A 20,614-nucleotide genomic window follows, 5' to 3' on the forward strand; every position below is an offset into this window, starting at 1 on the left:
ACGGATCGGGTCGACCTGGATTTATTGACGGATAACGGAGCAATCACATCCGCAAAATGTTTGCTGCCCAGCAAATATGGGAATGAATGTCATCTACCGGCAATGTTCCCGCAACTCTTCATCTTCGCAAGATTGGCAAATGCGCCGGTTGAATGAGCAAGAGATCGGCAAATTCCCGTTGAACCTGCTAGGGTTTATCGCGCGGGGGCGACCCCGCGAGGGTAAATCGCCTCGAAGTGCAGTGCGATCACGACGCACCGTGAAAGTCGCGCGCTTTGGCAAGGCGCACCGCGGGATTCGGCGTTCCGTGCCGGATGCCGGTGCTAGTTAGAACGATGTCAGAAGAAAACTCTCGTTCTCGACGCAGCAAAGGAGCTAGTGCCGTGGAAGTTGACTTGACGGGAGCTGTGTGGCGCAAGAGCACATACAGTGGCCCCGATGGGAACTGCGTGGAAGTCGCTTTTCTCGTTGACGGCAATGTGGCGGTCCGCGACACCAAGGACAACGGCTATGGTCCGTTGTTGGCGTTCACGCCAGGCGAGTGGGATGCATTCCTAACAGGGGTGTCACAGGGGGAGTTCGGACGCGCCTGAACAACAGTCACGTCTGAACCAATCAGCACGGGCCCCGGGTCGGCACGGACTCGGGGCCTTCGCGGGTCTTCAGGGGCCTTTTCCATTGTGGCCCTGGTATTTTCAGTGCAGCCCTATTGTTTCTCAGTGGCCCTGTCCGTCGCTGTTGGCCTGGTCCTGGACCTCGCGTAGGACGGCGAGTTGCTTGCGCTCCTCCGCGTGCTCGATCTCCATATTGCGCCGGGACTCCTGCCACGGATCGGGGCGGAAGAATCCGCCGGTGCCCGGCTGACCCGCCGAACCCAGCTGGTTCATCTTCTTCGGCACCGGTGCGCCCTGATACTCCAACGGAATCGGGTGTCCGTGTTCGTCCACCGGACCCAGCGGCTGGTGGATCTCGATGTACTCGCCATCCGGCAGTCGCCGGATGATGCCGGTCTCGATGCCGTGCTCCAGTACCGCGCGGTCGCTGCGCTGCAGGCCCAGGCAGAAGCGATACGCGACGTAGTAGGCCACCGCAGGGAGGGTCACAATGCCGATACGGCCGACCCAGGTGGTCGCATTCAGCGAGACCTGGAATTTGTAGGCGATGATGTCGTTCACGCAGGACAGCGTCAGTACTACATAGAAGGTGATCGCCATCGCGCCGATCGCGGTGCGCACCGGTACGTCGCGCGGGCGCTGCAGCAGATTGTGGTGCGCGGTGTCCCTGGTCAGGCGGCGTTCGATCCACGGGTAGGCGATCAGGACCGTGAACACCAGACCCATGATCAGCGCACCCCAGAAGGGTGCGGGCACGGTATAGCGGCCCGGATAGAGCTCCCATGGCGGGATCAGGCGCATCATGCCGTCGGTCCACATCATGTAGAAGTCCGGCTGGGTACCCGCGGAGACCTGAGATGCCTTGTAGGGGCCGAAGGCCCAGATCGGGTTGATCTGCAGCAGGCCGCCGAGAAGTGCGACGACACCGAGCGTGAACGCGAAGAACGCGCCCTGATCCAGGGAGAACACCGGCACGATGCGGGTGCCGATCACATTGCGTTCGGTGCGGCCGGGACCCGGGAACTGGGTGTGCTTCTGATACCAGACCAGCGCGATATGCGCGGCGATCAGCGCGAGCATGATGCCGGGGAACAGCAGCACGTGCGCGATGAATAGGCGCGGAATGATGATTTCGCCCGGATAGTCGCCGCCGAACATCAGCCAGTGCATCCAGGTTCCGATGACCGGAATGCCCAGTGTGATGGACGAGAATGCCGCTCGCAGGCCGGTGCCCGAGAGCAGGTCGTCGGGCAGCGAGTAGCCGAAATACCCCTCGAACATGGCCAGGATCAGCAGCAGGGAGCCGAGCACCCAGTTGGCCTCGCGCGGCTTGCGGAACGCGCCGGTGAAGAAGATCCGGAACAGGTGCACGATGATCGAGGCCGCGAAAAGCAGTGCGGCCCAATGGTGTACCTGGCGCACGAACAGACCGCCGCGGACCTCGAAGGAGATGTTCAGCGATGTCTCGTAGGCGCGAGTCATGCCCACTCCGCGCAGCGGCTGGTAGGCGCCGTTGTAGGTGACCTCGGCCATCGATGGATCGAAGTACAGCGTCAGAAAGGTGCCGGACAGCACCAGGATGATGAAGGTGTACAGCGCGATCTCACCGAGTAGGAACGACCAGTGGGTCGGGAACACCTTATTGATCGACCGCTTGACGAACGCCGCGGCCCGATATCGCTCGTCGAAGGCATTGGATTGTTCGCTTGCCGTCCGACCTATGTCAATTGCCATAGCCGACACCCCCGCCCTGGGTGAGTGGTGGTATGTGTCCTACTACAGACGGTAGCAAGGGTTCGGGCCGGAATCGATAGCTTTACTCAACGGCAATCTGAAACAAGATCATTCAGTTCTTGCCGGTGCCGCCCGTCGCCCCCGGTCATCGGTGCCATATCGTCGTGTGGTGAGTACGCTGGCGGCCCAGGACGCGACGATGTACTGGCTGTCCAGTCGCACTCGTAATGACCTGTTCTTACTCTATTGCTTCGATGATTCCGGGCGTCCGAGCGCGGAACTGCGCGAGTTCGTGGCGCGCCGCAGTGCGCGCATTGCCGATCTGCGCGTCCGGCTGCGCGAGCTGCCGGGAGATCTGGACTATCCGTCATGGGTTCGGGGCGATTTCCGTGCCGAGCAATTTGTGGAACATTTCCTTCCGGAAGCGAATTGGCCGGGTGTGTGCACAGCACTCGGCAAACTGCTCGGCACCGGTGTGGACGCGGCGGTGCGGCCGTGGCGGCTACACGTGTTCCGCGGGATCGACGGTGCGCCGCGGGGCGGGTCGGGACCGGCGATGGTGGTCGTGCTGCAGCTGTCGCATGCGCTGGCCGATGGGCGGCGCGGCGCGGCGATCGCCAGGGCGCTGTTCGCCGAATCCGATCCGGTCGAGTCCGTTGCCGCGGCGAGCGATTCGGTTGCCGGGGCGCCGGGCATTCGCGGTCGACGAATCGGTACTGCGGCAATGGAATTGGCGCCGGGGGATGCCATGCAAGTGCATTCGGCACTGGCGCTGTTGCGGATGCCGCTGCGCTTCGTTCGCACGGTCGTCCTGGGCTATCGGGCTTTCCGGGCACAGCGGGAGCTGGCCGAATTGACCACTGCGGGAAGGATTCCGGAGCCCGGACCCGGGTTCCCGCCGAGTCTGGTGAACCGGCCTGGCACGCTGCACGATTCAGACTGCCATCGGGTACGGATGATCGTCTGCGACGCCGAGCGGATGCGGTTCGCGGGTCACACCGTGACCGTGGTCGTGCTGACCGCCGTCTCGATCGCGCTCGATCGCTACCTGTCGGCGCGGGATGAACCGGTGGACCGACTCGGCGCCCAGGTGCCGATGGCGTTGTCCGGCAACCGGATTGCGGCTCGCAATAACTATCGCAGCCTCGGCATCGATCTGTTCATCGATGAGCCGGATCCACTGGTCCGCGCGAATAAGATCGCCGCAGCGCTCGCTGCTCGCCGGATCCGTGCCAACCACCCACTGCTGACCGCGCAGGACCGCGTTACCGCCGTCACTCCCGCCCCGCTGCTGCGCCGCGATGTCGATCGCTATCCGATCGATGCCGTCCCCGATTCGATAGCCGGACATACTGTGGTCTCGAGCGTTCATCGCGGCCCGGCCGATCTGACCTTCGGTGGCGCACCCGTCCGATTCACCGGCGGCTTTCCGGCGATCGGGTCGGTCATGCACCTGACCCATGGTGTGCACGGCCTCGGTGACACTGTCACCGTCTCGGTCCATGCCGACGCCGCCGCCGTGCCGGATATCGACGCCTATACCGAGCTGTTGCGTGCCGCGTTGGACGAGGTATTCGACTGTGCGAGACAGACATCGGGCTGAGTCCGCCGTGGGAAGGCGTCGAACGCCCGGCTGGCCATGATCGTCCACGGACCCATCGGTGACCGCATGCGCCGCACATACCTCCGGCCAGTACAGCGGTGGTGTCGGCATCGGCGCGCTGATCGGATCCGAGCGGCGGTACCCGATCAGGTCAGCGGGGCTGCGTACCGACGCCCGCCGGAATCCGGGTTCCATCCGGCCACCCCGGCGCGCACAATGGATGGGCAACCAATACCGCTCTTGAACGACGGACTATCGGGGAGCCTCGCCGCCAGCACGGTTCGAGAAAGAACCCGATCATGACCCGTTCAACCGCTTCGCCGTCGTCATGCGCGCAAGAGTGGTCGGGCCTGCTGCGACCTCCGGAAACCAGCTCGACCTTCCAGCGGCTGGTCACGAAACCCTACAACTGAGTATTCGACCAGGCATTGACCGCAGCCGGTGAGGAGCGTGCGATGTCCACCGCCAACAACATTCGAACGCCGATGGTGCTCATTCTGGGAGCCGGGTTCGGCGGGCTGGAGCTGGCCGCCTGCCTGTCCGAGTCATTGCCCGGCGAAGTCCGGGTCCTGCTCATCGACCGGAATGACGGTTTCACCTTTGGTTTCGCGAAGCTGGACATCCTGTTTCGCGACCGGACGCCGGAATCCGTACGTATCCGCTACGACGAACTCGCCCGCCCCGGGGTCGAGTTCCGGCAGGAACAGGTCGTATCGATCGATCCGCGGACCCGACGCGTGGTCACCGACGCCGCCGACTACGACCCGGATTTCCTCGTGGTCGCACTGGGTGCCGAATACGACCCGGCTGCCACACCCGGCTTCGTCGAGGACGGTCACGAGTACTACTCGATCGACGGAGCGTGCCGACTGCGCGATCGGCTGGCCCGATTCGACGGCGGAACCATTCTGATCGCGGTGTTGAGCGTGCCGTTCAAATGCCCGCCCGCACCCTACGAGGGCGCGATGCTGCTGCACGAGCTGCTGAGCAGTCGCGGCGTCCGCGACCGCACCCGCATGCACGTGCTCTCCCCGATGGACGCACCGATCCCCGTTTCCGCGGACACCTCCGCCGCGCTCGTCGTGGCCCTCGCACAACGCGGGATCGAATACTCTCCGGGGCGGCGGGTCCGCGCCCTCGATCCGGAGAAACATATCGCGACCACTCGCGCGGGCGATCTCGAATACGACCTGTTCATCGGCATCCCGACCCACTGTGTCCCGCCCGTGGTCGCGGCCTCCGGGCTGACCGTCGATGGCGGCGATGGTTGGATCCACGTCGATCGGCGCACGCTCGCCACGCCGTATCCGGGCGTCTACGCCGTTGGCGACTGCGCGGACGCGCCGGTGCCACGGGCCGGTGTGTTCGCCGAGAACGCCGCCCGCACGGTCGCGGCGCACATTGTCGCGCAGCTGCACGAGACGCCCGCGCCCGGAAAGTATCTCGGCCAGGGCTCCTGCTATATCGAATTCGGGGGTGGCCTCGTCGGCAAGGTCGACGCCGACTTCCTCTCCGGGCCAACGCCGGTCGCACCGTTCATCGCGCCCTCCGCCGAAATCGCCAGGGAGAAGGCCGAATTCGCCGCTACGCGAATTCGGCGCTGGTTCAAGCCTTGAAAGCCCGGTTCGTGTGCGGCTGCACTTCGGAGCCGCGAACACGCGTGTCTGCCACGCCGAAGGTTCGAGGTACCTCGCTCGATGGCGGATGCCCGGACATGCCTCACTCGGCGACGTCACAACCTGGTCGACATCGCCGAGCGAACTCGATTCCTATAGCGCGATATGCGGATGCGTTCGGTCAGTCACTGCCCCAGCCTTTGGGGAAGAAATTGTTCGAGCCCCAGCCTGGGGGGATGCCCCAGCCTGGCGGGAAGAAGCCCCAACCTGGCGGGAAGAGATGTTTCACGCCCCAGCCGCCGCATTTGTCGGTGTCCCAACGATCACCCTGCCAGTGCGCGATGCCGCCAAGGTCGTAACTGTCGTCACAGCCATAGTCATGATCAGTGCGCACTACACCGGGTGCGGGCGCCGGTGCCGCCATGGCGGGAACCGACACCATCGGAATCGTCATCGCGGCCCCGACCAACGCGACCGTCGCGAGCCGCCGACCGGTATCGGCGGCGGTCTTTCTGGTAATCATCGTGCCTTCTTCCGGCGAGTCATCGCACGGGTCCGACTCGCCGATTCGTCGAGCTGTGCATCCCCCGACCTACCTGATCCTAGGCGTGTGGCGCCGGTCGCCACCAGCACCCCGACAGCCTGAGTCCACCCGAAATGCGCGCGAACCGCCGCACCGAATCGATGCTCCGGTTGTCGCTGTGCCGCCGCGCCGACCCAACGGGAGCCGATCTCCTGCGGATCCCCTAGGTCACTACACGAACATTTGAGTGTTCAGCCAAATCCATTGCGTTTCAGGCTGTTTCGGCGTATCTGACGATTCAATTGTTACGTGTTGACGTCGTCAACGCCGATCCCGAGTCGATCGTCCTCGCCCGACGTGCTGAGGTACTGGCCGAGAGTATCGCGATGGCCATGGCGAGAGTCCAGACATCCAGCGCGAAGGCCGCGACACGTTCCTGGCCACCGAGTCCGATTCCCACGTCGACCTGACCGAAGAACAGCAACGCCGCCGCAGCCGCGGCGGCGGCTATGGCGAGGGTGATGGGGCGCAGTCTGCCGAACTGAGAATCCCGGCGGACGAATCCGGCACAGCAGAGGCCAATATTTCCCAGTCCCATGATGAACAGCGCGCCCAGTAGATGAAGGTTCTCGTCGACGTCCGCGGGAACAAAGCCGACCAAGACCCATCCGGCCGCATTGATGACAAAGAGAATTCGAGAACTCACCGATATCCGGCCGCGGCCCCAGCAGGCACCGGTCAGCAGCATACCGGCGAGCAGCAATACACCATGAAGGACGAAAGAGGCGTTCATCGCGTCGTGCAGCGGTGAGCACACATATCGAGGTCGAGAGGGATCCGCGATCTGGCAGTAGACGTTGCCGAGATCGCTGATGTTGTTGTCCGCCCAGCTGTACGGCGTGTGCCAGCCGGATTGCACGATCAGCTGGACGACGAGGAACTGCACGGCGGCGACGATCCACGTGACCGCACCGACCCGTACTGCCACGGAGGTGCGGATTTCGGAGTGAGCCGCGGGTTTGGATTTCACGATTTCCTTCCTGGCCCGAAATCGAGCCGGTTTTCTTTTCGTGAACGTTCGCAGTTGAGCGGGTCCCTGCACATCGCTGCAAATGGGGAAATCGGAATCCCCGGGTAGCGGGAGTCGGTGCTGGCTCTTTCGGGGGAGGTGCGCCGAACGGCTCGCCGGTAGGGTCCGGACGGTGAGTGCGGTGATTCGTTCGCTTTTCGGCAGAGCCATGTACCGGGGTTGGCTATATGCGGCTATCGGCGCTGTCGTAAGCCTGCCTCCGATGGTCTCGGCCGTCGTCGCGGCGTCGCCGAAGTGGCCGGTGGCGCTACGGGTCGTGGGATTCACTGTCGCGCTGTGCGCGGTAGTCGTGATGATGGGCGCTCCGCGGGCGGTGCGCCGAGGGTGCGTCGGACTGGCCAACCAGCTGCTGGGTACCGATCTGTCCGCCCCGCTGGAATCACCGATGTCCCCCTGGGGTGATCGGCTCCGGACATCGGCGTACCTGGCCGCACACATGGCGATCGGTGCGATGGTGACCGTGGCGACCTGGTTGTCGGTGTTCGCGGCTGTGGTGTTCGTCGCGGTCTGGTCCAGTGGTGGCGGTCCGGTGGCGAGCTTCGGATGGACCATCGACGTGCGGCATGGGTGGCAGGGCCTGTGGACGCTGCTCGTATCCGCCGGATGTCTGACGGTCGCGGCTTGCGTCGCCGTCGGCGGCGCGCTGGTCATGCGCTCGCTCGCCCAATTCCTGCTCGGCATAACGGCCGCCGAGCGGCTCGCCTCCGTGGAGGAGCAGTTGGATCGGCTGGCCCAGCGCAACCGTTTGGCCCAGGAACTGCACGACTCGATCGGGCACACCTTGACGGCCTCGACCATCCAGGCCGCTGTCGCCGGGGAACTGATGGACAGCGATCCGCAGGCGGCCCGACGCGCGCTCAGCAGCATCGAGGAGACGTCCCGCGCGGCGATGGACGATCTCGACCATGTGCTCGGCGTGCTGCGGGAAGGGAGGTCGCCCACCGCGCCACAGCACACGCTCGCCGACCTCGGGCCCTTGACGGAGCGGGTCCGGCAGGCCGGCGCCGGGCTGCGTGTGGTGACGTTCGGGGACCTCACCCAGGTCCAGGCCACCGTGTCGCGAGAGGCTTACCGGATCATTCAGGAGGGTCTGACCAACGCCTTGCGGCACAGCGAAATGACCGAGATCAGCCTGCGGGTAGCAGTGCAGGACGGCCGCCTGGAAGTGGAGCTCATCAACCCGCTTGATGCCAACGCGCCCTTCCGCCCGGACCGGGAGCAGGGACACGGGCTGACCGGGATCGCCGAACGGGTGCGGCTGCTGCGTGGCGAGGTGTCCGCTGGGCGTGCGGGAGAGCGTGGCACGCATTGGCGGCTGATCGTACGGATACCGCTACGGTCGGTGCCATGAACGCGAGCGGTGGCCCCGACCCTGGCCCGCGGGTCACCGTCCTCATCGTGGACGACGAGGAGCTCACCCGCACCGGCCTGCGGGCCTTGCTCTCGGCCAAACCCGACCTGGACGTCGTCGGCGAGGCAGTGGACGGCGCCGATGTGCTTCCCATGGTCGAGCGGCTCCGCCCCGACGTCGTCCTGATGGACATCCGGATGCCGGGTGTGGACGGCATCGAGGCGACCCGGCGGCTGCGGTCCGCGCTGCCCGACCCGCCGAAGGTCATCGTGATCACCACCTTCGAGAACGATGAACACGTCTATGACGCCCTGCGGGTCGGCGCCAGTGGGTTTATCCGAAAGCGAGCGCCCGTACAGCAGATCGCGCACGCCATCCGGCTGGTGGCCACGGGCGACTCCGTGCTCTTCCCGGATGCCGTTCGCCGCTTGGCGGCAGGCCGGCCGGTACGTCGTCATGCCGCCACCGGTAGGGCGACCGCGCTGACCGGCCGCGAGACCGAGACGCTGCGGCTCATGGCGAAGGGGCAGTCCAATCCAGAAGTCGCCGAACAACTGCAGGTGAGCCTGGAGACTGTGAAAACGCACGTGGGCAATGTGCTGGCCAAGCTGGGCGCGAGCAATCGCACCCAGGCCGTCGTCTTCGCCTACGAAGCGGGTCTGGTGGGCTTGGGGGCAGACGACGACTAGTGCCGAGGTATCGGTATCTCCGATACCTCGGCCCCTTTGACCGGTCACAAACCGACAGGCCAAAGGGGCCGCGTGCCGCAGCCGATATATCCACGGGTCCATTTCAGGCGGTATCGCGACCTGTTCGACAAAGTGGAACGTCTGTCAATCGGTCACGGATTGGACTGTGGCGTCCTCAGCTGGGCCGAGCGCTCGTGGGGGTGCGGTGAGGGCCTGCATTGCACCGAGACCTGCGCCAATTCCCGCGCCGATGGCGGCGAGCGGTGCCGCCATGATGGCCGCGCCGTATGCGGCGCCGATGGGCCCCGCGGCGAGACCGATCGGTGCGAACGGCAAGCCGATCGCCAGCCCGAGTGCACCGCCGACACCTGCGCCGATCAGTGCGAACGGGCTCGCCACCGTTGCGCCTGCGGCAGCACCGAGCGCCGCGGAGCCGACGGTCTGACTCGCAATACGATCGGAGCGAGTGCGTTCCATCCCGAGCGAGTCGAAGAACGTTGCGAGATCCGCCTCGGTGACCGCCGCGGCGTCGTTGAGTTGGATGGCGGGCTCCCGTGGCAGCCAATCCGGCGCCTCGACCTGCACGTTGCCGAAACGCAACATGCCGGGCGGCGGCGCGATCGGCGGCACCGGCTCGACCGGGACCGGGCCGTGCAGGAACTCGACCGGCGACAGATACTCGCTCTTCGGTACCGGCCGCGCCCACTGCAGTGAACTGCGCGTGTCGTCCGGGATTCGCGTGCCCCGGTATGGGCGCACATTCGGCGCTTGGGCGGAGGGCCAGTCCCGGGACTGAATCGGTTGCTCTGCCTGCACAGCGGGGGTCCCCTCGCCGGTATCCGTGTCGTCGGCCACGAAGGCAACATCGCCGCCGTGCTCGGTCTGGCTCACCGGAACGTACCGGCCGGGCTCGGCATTGGCGGTACCGCTGCTACCCACCAGAGTGAGAACAACGGGAACCGCTCCAGCCACCACCATCGACCCCACCTTCTGCTGACGCAAACTGACTTTCCTGTGCTTGCCTGTGCCCATCTACTACCTTTCACAGTGCAGAGACCTTGTTGATTCGCATTCGGATCACGGGGCGTCTTGGATGGTCGAGCAAGCCGTGACAGGTTCGAACCTGGGCCATCACCAGGACTTTTCGGCTGTCGAGCACCCTGGATCGCGGGTGAACATGCCCACCATCAACCAGTTGCGCCGCACCAGGGCACATGACTCGGTCGGACTTGCCGAGCAGTCGGCGCTGGATCCCGGGGGTGTCCCATGTCTTTAGTCAAGCGGCAGCACGGTTTCGGTGGCTTTACCGACCTGCGGGCTCTCGACGATGCCGTGACCGATGCACGTTGCCCGCCAATACAAACAGCAGGTCAGGGCAATGAATACTGCCCTGACCTGCTGTTTGTGGCGGAGGATAGGGGATTTGAACCCCTGAGGGCGTTAACCCAACCCGCGTTCCAGGCGAGCGCCATAGGCCACTAGGCGAATCCTCCGTGCAGCAGCATACCGGGTGCACCCGGCCGGTCACCAAATTGGGGCTGGTGGAGGCGAGAAGTCCCAGTTCGGTCCCGTTTCGACGCGGTACGGTCCACCCCGGTGGTGATCGTTGTCGGATCTGCCCGCTACACTTGCGAACGGATCCCGCGCGGCGCGCATCCTGTGAACTCCCCCAGGGCCGGAAGGCAGCAAGGGTCAACGGGCTCTGCCGGGTGCGCGGGGTCCCCTATATTCCCTCCAATTCGGAGCAACCGCCGGGTAACGTGAACACGGTCCGCCGGACGTCCAACGCGCTCGGCCGGATCAGCCGTCCGACCGCGGCACATCGGTTCGGACGTCAATCACCCCTTAGCTGCTTCGAAAGGCTGCCCAGGATGCCCCGGCAAACGCAGATCGGTTTGATGAGCAATCCGGAGCTCGTGTCCGAACACGAGATCCAGACCGCGAATTACGCGAGGCTCAAGACCGAGAAGCTCACGCTGGACCTCACCCGGGGAAAACCTTCGCCGGAACAACTCGACCTCTCCGCGGAACTGCTTTCGCTGCCCGGTGCGGGCGATTTCAAGGACGGCACCGGCACCGACTGCCGCAACTACGGTGGGCTGCACGGTCTCCCGGAGCTGCGCGCGATCTTCGGTGAGCTGCTCGGCATTCCGGTCGAGAACCTGATCGCGGGCAATAACGCCAGCCTCGAGCTGATGCACGATGTGATCACCTACGCACTGCTGTACGGCACCCCGGATTCCGAGCGGCGCTGGGTGGCCGAGCCCACCTTGAAGTTCCTGTGCCCCAGTCCGGGCTATGACCGGCACTTCGCCATAACCGAGGCGCTCGGCTTCGAGATGATTCCGATTCCGATGCGTCACGACGGTCCGGATGCGCACGCCATTGCCGAGCTGGTGGCGAACGATCCACAGATCAAGGGACTGTGGGCGGTGCCGAACTACTCCAACCCGACCGGTGTCATCTTCTCCGAAGACATTGTCCGGGAACTGGTTTCGATGCCGACCGCAGCGCCGGACTTCCGGCTGATCTGGGACAACGCCTATGCGGTGCACCCGCTGACCGATACCGCCGCGCCGGTTCTCGATGTGCTCGGCATGGCGGCCGCGGCTGGAAACCCCAACCGGCCCATTGTCTTCGCGTCCACCTCGAAGATCACCTTCGCTGGCGCGGGCGTCAGTTTCCTCGGTGCGTCCACGCCGAACCTGAACTGGTACCTCGGTCACGCTGCGAAGAAGAGCATCGGCCCGGACAAGATCAACCAACTGCGCCACCTGCGTTTCTTCGAGAACGCCGACGGCGTGCGCGCGCATATGCAGAAGCACCGCGCCATCCTGGAGCCGAAATTCGCACTGGTGCTCAAGATTCTGGAGGACCGGCTCGGCGCGTCCAAGGTGGCGTCCTGGACCGAGCCGAAGGGCGGCTACTTCATCAGCCTCGATGTGCTGGAAGGCACCGCGGCCCGGGTGATCGCGCTGGCCAAGGACGCCGGAATCGCGCTCACCGCGGCGGGTTCGGCCTTCCCGTACCGGAATGATCCGGAGGACAAGAACATTCGCATCGCCCCCAGCTTCCCGCAGCTGCCGGAACTGGAGAAGGCGATGGACGGTCTGGCCACCTGTGTGCTCTTGGCGGCCACCGAGAAACTGCTCGGAAACTAGTCGAAGAATGCGTTGGGCGCGTACCGAATCGGTACGCGCCCAACGCATTCTGAACCCGGTCAGGTGCGCCCGGACTACCTCATTCGACGGCCACGATTCAGCGGGGCTTATGGGCCAGGACGGCGAACATGGTGACCGATAGGTGGATATCACCGCTCGCGGCACCGCGCTCCAGATCCGCGATCAACTGATCGCGCTGCGCTTCGGTGATGGATCCGCGCGCCACCGCCATGGCCGAGATCCGGTTGACCAGCGAGCCAGCGCCGACCGTCCGATCCTGTACCAGGGCATGCGAGCCGATCTCATCGATCACCAGGCCCGCCTTGGTCAGCAGTCCGGGCAGGCGGCGGCCGGAGAACGGGTTGGTGGTCGCGTCGATCAGCGTGTCGATGACCTCGCGAACCACCCGGCGGTCGCCCGGGTGCACGATCGCGGTGCCCCAGTCGCTGTCCATCACCACAACGCGACCACCGGGCTTCAGCACCCGCGCGATCTCATTGGCCGCGCGATTGGGCGCGGTCAGATGCTGGAACACCCGCTCGCAGAGTGCGGCGTCGAAGGTGTCCGCGCCGAATGGCAGCCCGTAGGCGTCGCCGGAAAGGAATTTGGCCGTCGACCCGGCCTGTTCGGCCCGGCGTTGGGCGGAGGCGAGCAGCTGCGGATCGGGTTCGACGCCGATCGCCGTGCCGGTCGGGCCGACCGTGTCCGCGAACGCCATGACCTCCGAACCGGTGCCCGATCCGATATCGACCGCACTTTCGCCGGGTTGCAGCGCCAATGCTTCATGTGCCCACGTGCGCAGCCGCCGAATTCCGGGCAGCGCGGCTTGTAGATCGCGTACGTCCACCAATTGATCCTGGCCCGCGCTGTCGAAGCGATCCGGGCGCAACCCCTGCATATCCATGGGCCCGATTCCGTCTCTAGGTATTGCCGTCGTCTGAGGCATGCGCAGAGCCTACTTGGGGGCCGAGCACCCCGCACGGCAGGTCTGTGATCTCTATCACGATTAGGTCATACCACCCATCCGGGTGGGATGGACCACGTGACCGACCTTTTTCCGGCGACCTGTCAGCAGTCGTCAGCGGCGTCGAGTGAGATGATCGGGGGGCCGACCTTTTCGAGCGACCCGCAAGCAGTCGCCAGCGCTGCACCAGCGAAAGGAAGTCCTGTGGCCAAAGCGAAGTCCGCGACTGTCAAGCTGTGTCTCGCGCAGGAACCTGAGGCCGACAAACTCCTTTCCGAGGATCCCTTCGCGCTGCTGACGGGCATGCTGCTGGATCAGCAGTTCCCGCTCGAACATGCCTTCCGCGGGCCGAAGAAAATCGCGGACCGGATGGACGGCTTCGATATCCAGCGGATCGCCGACGCCGATGCCGACGCCTTCGAGGAACTGTGCGCCACGCCGCCCGCGATCCACCGCTACGGCCGGTCCATGGCCCGCCGGACCCAGGAGCTCGCTCGGTATGTGGTCGAGAACTACGACGGCAAGACCGAACGGATCTGGACGCAGGGCGATCCGGACGGCAAAGAAGTACTGCGCCGACTGAAGGACCTCCCCGGCTATGGCGATCAGAAGGCCAGGATCTTCCTCGCCCTGCTCGGCAAGCAGCTCGGCGTGCGGCCGACAGGCTGGGAAGCGGCGGCAGGTGCCTACTCCGAGCAGGGTTCGCGTCGCTCCGCCGCCGATATCGTCGATGGCGAATCGCTGCTGGAAGTGCGGGCATTCAAGAAGCAGATGAAGGCCGCCGCAAAGAAGTCCTGAGGTCGCTCCGGATTTGCCCTATTGGAATCTGCGTGCATTTTTCCCTCGTGCCCGATTGATTTCTCACCGATGCTTTTCCCTCGATAGCAACACCTAGATGAGGGAATGCAGTACATGAGGATGAGGAAGCTCGCCGTCGTCGCGGCGCTGGTGACCGTGGCGACCGGAGTGGCCGCGGGTACCTCCGGCGCCGCCCCGGACGCGTCCGAAAGCGATAATGGCGCAATCAATTTCACCGCCGAGGCGGTCAACGATTCATCGATCATCAAGACCGACGCGGGTTCGCTGGTGGTCGAGGATGGTGTCTTCAAAATCAAGGCGGCCGATGGCGCCGTGCTCGCGGGGACCCCGCTGAAGTTCAGCATCGACGATTTCGAATTCCCGATCGCCGCACAGATTTCCGATCGCACCGCGACTTTGACCCCGCAGATCGATCGCGAGCACGCGGTCTACAAGCCGGTGGCGCTGCCTTACGAGGACCAGGCGCCATGGAAGACCCCGTACGACCGTGAGGTCGCGGCCTGGACCCGGCTGACGAGCACCATTTCGGCGGCCGCCACGATCGGCACGCTGGTCGGTGGTCTCGCGGGCGGTGCGGCCGGCTGCGTGCTCGGTGGTATCGCCGGTGCGACGGTCGCCTCGGCCACCATCGTCGGCCTGTTCGGTCCGTTCATTCCGGCCGCCGCCATCGGCTGCCTCGGCGGCATCATCGCCATCGGCGCGCTGGGCACCTTGGCCGGTCAGATCTTCGTGACGGCTCCGGTCGCGATCGGTGCGGCAATCCAGTACTTCACCACGATCAACCAGCCGTTCGCCCCGGCCAAGTAGGCCGAATTCGCCGGTTACGGCATCCGTGGCTCGCACCGTCGCCACGGAATCAGGCCCCGCCCAGTACCTCTCGACTGAGCGGGGCCTTCCGTGCTGTCCGGGGCCTCCTCGGTGTGCCCGACAAGATCACGAAAGGTCTTTGATGCACGCACATTACGTGCGGATCAGGCGGGCCGGAGTTGGGTGCCTGCGTGGTGTTGGGGTCCGCGAGGGCCGTAGTCGAGTTCGGCTCCTCTGTTGCTGCTGGCGGTGACCGGGGCGGGGGAATCGAAGGGATCCATGACCGATTCGACGAAGATCAACTGGTCATTGGGTGCGGACAGGGCGTTGTGCAGGTCCGCTGGAGTCTTGACGACGAACGACCGTGCCGTGGTGTCGGGGCGGAGCACCTTCGGCAGATCTGCGTATGCCCACGTGGCGATGTCGTTGTACGACTCGGTCTTGCCGAGGTAGCCGCGCTCGATGGTGTATCCCCCGTTGTTGATCAGGAAGATCACCGGCTTGTGGTCGTGTCGCAGGATGGTCGAGAGCTCCTGCGCGGTCAGCTGGAACGAGCCGTCGCCCACGAACAGCAGGTGGCGCCGGTCCGGTGCCGCGGTCAGGGTACCGAGCAGAGCGGCGACAGAATAGCCGATGGAGCCCCAGTTGACCGATCCGACGAAGGTGCAGCCGGCCGGGAGTTGCAGCCCGAACAGGGCGTATGACGTGCCGTTATCGACGAGCAGCACGTCGCCGGGCTGGATGTAGTCCTGGAGGGCCTGCCAGTACACAGCCTGTGTCAGCTCGGCAGAGCCGTCGGTGTGCACGCGTGGCGCGGCTTCCATGGGTTGGCTCGTGGCGCGATCGGTGACGTGCGGCACCGCAACGATGACGCCGCGGAGAACTTCCTCGAGCGTTACTGCCTGGTAGTTGTCATTGCCGACGTCGACCGAATGTCCCCGCAGGTGGATCGTGTCGGCGGGCAACGCGGCCGTGAAGTCGCCCGTGGTCACTTCGATCGGTCGGTAGCCGATGCAGAGCAGGCAGTCGCTGGTCTCCATCGCGTCGAGTGTGTGCTGCGCACTCGCCCTGCCGTTGTAGACACCGACGTAGTAGGGGAACGTCTCGTCGATCACCGCCTTGGCCGTGCTGCTCACCGCGACCGGAAGTTGCATCTTCGCGGCGAGTTCCATGACCTGGGCTGCGACACCGAACCGGTCCGCGTCCAGATCCACCAGAATCGCCGGTGACGTGGCAGCGGACAAGTGGGTCGCGACTGCGGCGATGCACGACACCAACCGCTCGGGGTCGCTGGACGGTTGTGCGAGCACCAGTGGCTCGGTCGGAACCTCGATATCGAGGTAGGCGATATCGGAGGGCAACTCCAGGTAGACCGGCAGCTTCTCTCGCCACGCGGTGCGGATCAGCCGGTCGATTTCGATAGCCGCGTTGCGTGGGGTCAGCCTGGCCTGGGCGGCGGTCACCTGCGCGAAAGCGCCGAGGAATCGGTCTTGGGTCCCGTCGGCCATCGTGTGGTGCATCCCCAGGCCGCGATCGATGGACCTGAGCGGAATCGACCCGCAGATACAGACCACCGGAACGTGCTCGGCGTAGCAGCCAGCGACTCCGTTGATCGCACTCATCGCGCCTACCGCGTTCGTCACGAGGAGCGCGCCCATGCCGTTCAGCCGCGCGTAGCCGTCCGCCGCATAGGAGGCGTTCAACTCGCCGCAATTGCCCACCCATTTCATGGTGCTGTGGTCTTCGAGCTGTTGCAGCAGCTCGAGGTTGTAGTCGCCGGGGACGCCGAAGAGGTGGCCGATCCCAGCCTCCGCCAGACGGCGAAGCAGAAACTCGCCGATCGTCATTCGTCGCGTTTCGCTCCTGGACATCGTGTGCTCCTCCGAATCGTCGGGTCACGCTGATATCGCTGGTCTCCGGCTGGCCGACCACCGAGCGGGAACATCGTGGTTGGTCACGTCGGAACACGGCTTGCCTTGTGTGCAGCACGTCCGGCCCATCGGCGGAGCGTGCGGCTCGGCGTAGGCACCCGGTCGGCAGTCGAATCCTGGATACCGTGGGTGCTCTTCCCGGCAAACTTCGTAGTCGCGACGTATCTCCTGTGGGTGATCCGTCGATTCGATGCTCTGGCCTGAGGATACTGACGGCGCCCCTGACTCTTGGTGCATTCGCCCGATAGATAGGAGTGCCGTTCGTTAACCGGCAGCGAACCCGCCGACCCGGCCCCCTCCCGACTGCGCGAGGGCCTTCCGCGCTGTCCGAGGCCTCCCCGGTGCGCCCCGACAAGATCATGACCAGGTCTTCATGCCCGACATTATTTGCGTTGACATTTAATGCATGTGCATCTAAATTACTCGACGTGACTATGACAGCTACCGCATCCGAGACCCGGACCGCCGCATCTACCGAGCACACCCCCGGGCGTTGGGGCCCGAAGCTGTGGGCTGTGCTGTTCGTCGCCGGACTGGCGATGTTCCTCGACGCACTCGACGTGTCCATGGTCGGTGTCGCCCTCCCCTCCATCGGGTCCGAACTGGGGCTGAATACCGAGAGCCTGCAGTGGATCGTCAACGGCTACATCCTCGGCTACGGCGGCCTGCTGCTGCTGGGTGGACGAGCCGCCGATCTGCTCGGCCGTCGGCAGGTATTCCTCACCGCCCTGGTGGTTTTCGGACTCGCCTCACTCGCGGGCGGTCTGGTCGACGACGGTGCGCTGCTGATCGCCAGCCGCATCATCAAGGGCGTCGCCGCCGCGTTCACCGCACCGGCCGCGCTGTCGATCATCACCACCACCTTCAAGGAAGGCCATGATCGCAACCGCGCGCTGTCGATCTTCACGGTCTTCGGCGCCACCGGATACGCCTCCGGTCTGATCGTCTCCGGTCTGCTCACCGGTATCGACTGGCGACTGACCTTCTACGTCCCGGTGCTGGTCGTCGCGGCCGTCGTGCTCACCGCCTACTTCGTGGTGCCGCGCAATATCGAGAGGGAGCAGGGCCGCGTCGACTTCGCGGGCGCCGCACTGCTGACCGGTGGCATGCTGGCTGCCGTCTACACCATCGTCACCGCGCCCGAAAAGGGCCTCACCGCAAGCGTTGTCGCCACCGCGGTTATCGCCATCGCCCTGCTGAGCGCGTTCTTCGTGATGGAGAACCGGGTCGCCCACCCGCTGGTGCGGCTGAGCATCTTCAAGGTCAAGTCGATTGTCCGGGCCAACCTGGCCGCGCTGGCCATCTTCGGCTCCTACATCAGCTTCCAGACGATCGTGTCGCTGTACCTGCAGAACACCCTGGGATGGGAGCCGTTGAAAATGGCGCTCGCCCTGGCCCCGACGGGCATTATCGTGGCGATCCTTTCGCCGGTCGCCGGCAAGCTGATCGACCGCTACGGCACCACGCCGATGATCATCGCCTCGATGACCTCGTTCGTGATCGGCTACGTCTGGTTCATCTCCTTCGGCGGCAGCGCCGACCCGAACTATGTCCTGGACTACCTGCCTGCATTCCTGCTGCTCGGCCTCGGCTTCGCACTCGGGTTCTCCTCGGTGATGGTGCAGGCGACCGAGGGCATCGCCGACCACGAGCAGGGCTTGGCCTCGGGACTGGTGCAGACCTCGGGCCAGATCGGTGGGGCCGTCGTGCTGGCCGTGGTCACCGGTCTGATCAGCGGTGGCGCCGCCACCAGCATCGCGCAGTACCGGCCCGGACTGTACCTGGTCACCGCGGTCGCGCTGGTCGGACTGATCGCCTCGGCCTCCGCACTGCTGGCCCGTCGCCAGTTGGTCGCCGAAGCGGCATAACGTAGCGAGCGAACGGCCCGTAATCGGGCGAGCCAGTCACCCCTTGGGGGTCGCCAAATGGCGACCCCCATTCGGCGTTTTCGGACATATCGTGCGCCGGGCCACAGTATGATCGGAACATGGTGCGCGGCAAGGATTTCGATGCGAAGCACGCATTGGGCGAGGTCGCGCGCCACTGGCAGGGCTTGGTACACCGCGATTTCGGTGTTAACTTTGATCCCATGTCTTCGAGCCGTCCGACCGCATTGCGGGTCACCTATGTGACTGCCGCACTGGGTCTGCGACTGCCGTTGACCCGCGAACTGTGTTGTTCCTGCTGCAGCTGAGCCATTCTTTCGGCTCGCGCGCTGCCCAGCCGCCGCACGCGTAGGCATGTCCCGTCATACGGGACTTCAGCAAGGAACCTTCATATGTCTCTCCCCACCCTTGACCGATCCGCCGCCAGGGTCGTCACCGGTCGTGTCCGTGTTCAGCGTCCCGTCATCGCGCCGGAGCTCCGCATCGCCGACAATCCGGCGGCGGCCGTGCTGCGCGCCGCGACCGGCGGCCCGATCTCCCGCGACAATGCCGCGCGCACAACGGGTTTGAGCATCGCGACGGTCAACCGTCAGGTGTCGGCACTGTTGGCCGCCGGACTGCTGCGCGAGCGCCCCGACCTGACCGCGTCGGGCGCAGTCGGACGTCCGCGGGTTCCGTTCGAGATCGACCACGAGGCCTATTTGACCCTCGGCATCCATATTGGCGCCGCGGTCACCAAGATCGTCGCAGCCGACCTGCGCGGACGCATTCTGGGCGGGCTGGCGATCGCGACCCCGCAGACCGGTCAGGACTTCGCGACCATGACCGTCGCGCGCAGCGCAAAGGCGTTCTTGCAGCGCTGGCATCGGCGCAAACCGCTGTGGGCCGGAGTGGCGATCGGTGGGCGGGTCGATCCGCTGACCGGTGTCGTCGACCATCCCAAGTTGGCCTGGCAGGGTGCGCAGGTCGGTTCGGTGCTCGGTGAGGTGCTGGAGCTGCCGATTTCGGTGGCGCCGCACGTCGAGGCCATGGCGGCCTCGGAACTGCTGCTGCCGACCGGCGAACCGAAGGACGCGGACCGCAGTGGCGTGCGGACCGGTGGCCCAGGTAGCAGTCTGTACTTCTACGTTCGCGAAACTGCCGGTATTGCAGTGACTTTGGACGGCCGGGTGCACACTCCCAGTAGCGGTCCCGGTTCGATCGCGCACTTGCCGACCGGCTCCGATGTCGAATGCACCTGCGGCCGACGCGGCTGCTTGGAGGTGACCGTCGGCGACCGCTCGCTGCACGCCAGAGCCGTTGGGCGCGGGATCATTCCGGCGCACAAGGGCACCGGCGGCACCACCATCGCCGACCTGTACCGCGCCGCCGAGTCGGGCGCGGCGGATGCGCGGGAACTGCTCGCCGAGCGCGCGACCATCCTCGGACACACCGTCGCGATGGTCCGCGACATGCTCAACCCGGACCGCGTTATCCTCGGCGGCCAGGCCTTCACCGGCTACCGCCCCGCCGTCGCCCACGTGGCCCGCGCCTTTGCTCAGTCGTCCCAACTCCCACCCACCGATATCCGCATCAGCGGATTCGGCGGCAAGGTCCAGGAATTCGCGGCCGTAGTCACCTCCCTCAGCGTCCTCTACGCCGACCCGCTCTCAGCGATCCGGCGTACCGCACTGAGCGACTGACAGTTCTATAGTGGGACTTCTCGCCTATTTCTAAAGGTAGGCGAGAAGACCTGTCAGAAATGGCGACATGTAGTGAAGGCCGCTCGGAACGGGCATATGTAGGTCCGGTGTTGAACGGGGCATGCTGGCCGCGGTCGAGTGCGC

17 protein-coding genes, 1 tRNA gene and 1 other RNA gene are annotated in these 20,614 nt (G+C 65.2%); 12 read left to right on the plus strand and 7 right to left on the minus strand.

The annotated features are described in order from the left end of the window. The first annotated feature begins 383 nt into the window (after positions 1 to 383). Positions 384 to 593, plus strand: a complete 210-nt coding sequence (locus tag ABZ293_RS22695; protein ID WP_354955327.1) for a DUF397 domain-containing protein — start codon at positions 384 to 386, stop codon at positions 591 to 593. A 123-nt stretch (positions 594 to 716) separates the two neighbouring features. Here ABZ293_RS22695 and ABZ293_RS22700 read toward each other — a convergent pair whose 3' ends face one another. Next, positions 717 to 2,348, minus strand: a complete 1,632-nt coding sequence (locus ABZ293_RS22700) for a cytochrome bc complex cytochrome b subunit (protein ID WP_355183530.1) — start codon at positions 2,346 to 2,348, stop codon at positions 717 to 719. 169 nt (positions 2,349 to 2,517) lie between these two features. Between ABZ293_RS22700 and ABZ293_RS22705 the strand changes: the two genes are divergently transcribed. Further along, the gene (locus ABZ293_RS22705) at positions 2,518 to 3,951 is read left to right on the plus strand and encodes a WS/DGAT domain-containing protein (RefSeq protein WP_355183532.1); all 1,434 of its coding nucleotides are present in this window, start codon (positions 2,518 to 2,520) and stop codon (positions 3,949 to 3,951) included. Positions 3,952 to 4,406: 455 nt separating this feature from the next. Continuing rightward, on the plus strand, positions 4,407 to 5,567 hold the full coding sequence (locus ABZ293_RS22710) for an FAD-dependent oxidoreductase (RefSeq protein WP_355183534.1): 1,161 nt from the start codon (positions 4,407 to 4,409) through the stop codon (positions 5,565 to 5,567). Positions 5,568 to 5,748: 181 nt separating this feature from the next. Here the strand turns inward: ABZ293_RS22710 and ABZ293_RS22715 are convergent, their stop codons facing one another. Both ABZ293_RS22715 and ABZ293_RS22720 read right to left on the minus strand, forming a co-directional pair. Then, on the minus strand, positions 5,749 to 6,090 hold the full coding sequence (locus ABZ293_RS22715; RefSeq protein ID WP_355183536.1) for a hypothetical protein: 342 nt from the start codon (positions 6,088 to 6,090) through the stop codon (positions 5,749 to 5,751). A 298-nt stretch (positions 6,091 to 6,388) separates the two neighbouring features. After that, entirely contained in the window at positions 6,389 to 7,120 is a 732-nt protein-coding gene (locus tag ABZ293_RS22720; protein WP_355183538.1) for a DUF998 domain-containing protein, read from the minus strand. A 262-nt stretch (positions 7,121 to 7,382) separates the two neighbouring features. Between ABZ293_RS22720 and ABZ293_RS22725 the strand changes: the two genes are divergently transcribed. Continuing rightward, on the plus strand, positions 7,383 to 8,531 hold the full coding sequence (locus ABZ293_RS22725) for a histidine kinase (RefSeq protein WP_355183540.1): 1,149 nt from the start codon (positions 7,383 to 7,385) through the stop codon (positions 8,529 to 8,531). Continuing rightward, positions 8,528 to 9,220, plus strand: coding sequence for a response regulator transcription factor (locus ABZ293_RS22730; RefSeq protein WP_355183542.1), 693 nt, complete (start codon positions 8,528 to 8,530; stop codon positions 9,218 to 9,220). Before ABZ293_RS22725 ends, ABZ293_RS22730 begins: the two co-directional genes overlap by 4 nt. A 144-nt stretch (positions 9,221 to 9,364) precedes the next feature. Here ABZ293_RS22730 and ABZ293_RS22735 read toward each other — a convergent pair whose 3' ends face one another. Both ABZ293_RS22735 and ABZ293_RS22740 read right to left on the minus strand, forming a co-directional pair. Then, entirely contained in the window at positions 9,365 to 10,198 is an 834-nt protein-coding gene (locus ABZ293_RS22735; RefSeq protein WP_355183544.1) for a hypothetical protein, read from the minus strand. Positions 10,199 to 10,625: 427 nt separating this feature from the next. Then, positions 10,626 to 10,713: transfer RNA gene (locus tag ABZ293_RS22740), tRNA-Ser, on the minus strand. Positions 10,714 to 10,853: 140 nt separating this feature from the next. Here ABZ293_RS22740 and ffs point away from each other — a divergent pair. Together ffs and ABZ293_RS22750 are read left to right on the plus strand one after the other, a co-directional pair. Next, an RNA gene (ffs, locus tag ABZ293_RS22745) (signal recognition particle sRNA small type) lies at positions 10,854 to 10,948 on the plus strand. 143 nt (positions 10,949 to 11,091) lie between these two features. Further along, positions 11,092 to 12,381, plus strand: coding sequence for an aminotransferase class I/II-fold pyridoxal phosphate-dependent enzyme (locus ABZ293_RS22750; RefSeq protein WP_355183546.1), 1,290 nt, complete (start codon positions 11,092 to 11,094; stop codon positions 12,379 to 12,381). 97 nt (positions 12,382 to 12,478) lie between these two features. Here ABZ293_RS22750 and ABZ293_RS22755 read toward each other — a convergent pair whose 3' ends face one another. Further along, positions 12,479 to 13,285: a methyltransferase domain-containing protein gene (locus ABZ293_RS22755; protein ID WP_355183706.1), complete on the minus strand. Its 807-nt coding sequence runs from the start codon at positions 13,283 to 13,285 to the stop codon at positions 12,479 to 12,481. 264 nt (positions 13,286 to 13,549) lie between these two features. On the opposite strand from ABZ293_RS22755, the gene ABZ293_RS22760 reads away from it, so the two are divergent. Further along, entirely contained in the window at positions 13,550 to 14,143 is a 594-nt protein-coding gene (locus ABZ293_RS22760) for an HhH-GPD-type base excision DNA repair protein (RefSeq protein ID WP_354961859.1), read from the plus strand. Between the two features lie 114 nt (positions 14,144 to 14,257). Next, positions 14,258 to 14,971: a hypothetical protein gene (locus ABZ293_RS22765; protein ID WP_355183548.1), complete on the plus strand. Its 714-nt coding sequence runs from the start codon at positions 14,258 to 14,260 to the stop codon at positions 14,969 to 14,971. Between the two features lie 164 nt (positions 14,972 to 15,135). Here ABZ293_RS22765 and ABZ293_RS22770 read toward each other — a convergent pair whose 3' ends face one another. Continuing rightward, on the minus strand, positions 15,136 to 16,842 hold the full coding sequence (locus tag ABZ293_RS22770) for a thiamine pyrophosphate-binding protein (RefSeq protein WP_355183550.1): 1,707 nt from the start codon (positions 16,840 to 16,842) through the stop codon (positions 15,136 to 15,138). Between the two features lie 494 nt (positions 16,843 to 17,336). Between ABZ293_RS22770 and ABZ293_RS22775 the strand changes: the two genes are divergently transcribed. The 3 genes from ABZ293_RS22775 (at position 17,337) to ABZ293_RS22785 (ending at position 20,470) form a co-directional block, all read left to right on the plus strand. After that, positions 17,337 to 18,770: an MFS transporter gene (locus ABZ293_RS22775; RefSeq protein ID WP_355183708.1), complete on the plus strand. Its 1,434-nt coding sequence runs from the start codon at positions 17,337 to 17,339 to the stop codon at positions 18,768 to 18,770. A gap of 119 nt (positions 18,771 to 18,889) precedes the next feature. Further along, positions 18,890 to 19,096 carry a hypothetical protein gene (locus ABZ293_RS22780; RefSeq protein ID WP_354961861.1) on the plus strand — a complete coding sequence of 69 codons (207 nt, stop codon included), beginning with the start codon at positions 18,890 to 18,892 and terminating at the stop codon, positions 19,094 to 19,096. An 84-nt stretch (positions 19,097 to 19,180) separates the two neighbouring features. Beyond that, complete coding sequence (locus ABZ293_RS22785) at positions 19,181 to 20,470, plus strand: ROK family protein (protein ID WP_355183552.1); 1,290 nt, start codon at positions 19,181 to 19,183, stop codon at positions 20,468 to 20,470. Positions 20,471 to 20,614: the final 144 nt, after the last annotated feature.

It is taken from the genome of Nocardia sp. NPDC005998 (assembly GCF_040614395.1).
In the GTDB taxonomy this organism is placed as follows: domain Bacteria; phylum Actinomycetota; class Actinomycetes; order Mycobacteriales; family Mycobacteriaceae; genus Nocardia.

Bases quoted from the DNA above. Each gene is read 5' to 3' on its own strand.
- ABZ293_RS22700 (WP_355183530.1), bottom strand. From the start codon at position 2,348: ATGGCAATTGACATAGGTCGGACGGCAAGCGAACAATCCAATGCCTTC.
- ABZ293_RS22710 (WP_355183534.1), top strand. From the start codon at position 4,407: ATGTCCACCGCCAACAACATTCGAACGCCGATGGTGCTCATTCTGGGA.
- ABZ293_RS22715 (WP_355183536.1), bottom strand. From the start codon at position 6,090: ATGATTACCAGAAAGACCGCCGCCGATACCGGTCGGCGGCTCGCGACG.
- ABZ293_RS22725 (WP_355183540.1), top strand. From the start codon at position 7,383: ATGGTCTCGGCCGTCGTCGCGGCGTCGCCGAAGTGGCCGGTGGCGCTA.
- ABZ293_RS22730 (WP_355183542.1), top strand. From the start codon at position 8,528: ATGAACGCGAGCGGTGGCCCCGACCCTGGCCCGCGGGTCACCGTCCTC.
- ABZ293_RS22735 (WP_355183544.1), bottom strand. From the start codon at position 10,198: ATGGTGGTGGCTGGAGCGGTTCCCGTTGTTCTCACTCTGGTGGGTAGC.
- ABZ293_RS22750 (WP_355183546.1), top strand. From the start codon at position 11,092: ATGCCCCGGCAAACGCAGATCGGTTTGATGAGCAATCCGGAGCTCGTG.
- ABZ293_RS22755 (WP_355183706.1), bottom strand. From the start codon at position 13,285: ATGGATATGCAGGGGTTGCGCCCGGATCGCTTCGACAGCGCGGGCCAG.
- ABZ293_RS22765 (WP_355183548.1), top strand. From the start codon at position 14,258: ATGAGGATGAGGAAGCTCGCCGTCGTCGCGGCGCTGGTGACCGTGGCG.
- ABZ293_RS22770 (WP_355183550.1), bottom strand. From the start codon at position 16,842: ATGTCCAGGAGCGAAACGCGACGAATGACGATCGGCGAGTTTCTGCTT.
- ABZ293_RS22775 (WP_355183708.1), top strand. From the start codon at position 17,337: ATGACAGCTACCGCATCCGAGACCCGGACCGCCGCATCTACCGAGCAC.
- ABZ293_RS22780 (WP_354961861.1), top strand. From the start codon at position 18,890: ATGGTGCGCGGCAAGGATTTCGATGCGAAGCACGCATTGGGCGAGGTC.
- ABZ293_RS22785 (WP_355183552.1), top strand. From the start codon at position 19,181: ATGTCTCTCCCCACCCTTGACCGATCCGCCGCCAGGGTCGTCACCGGT.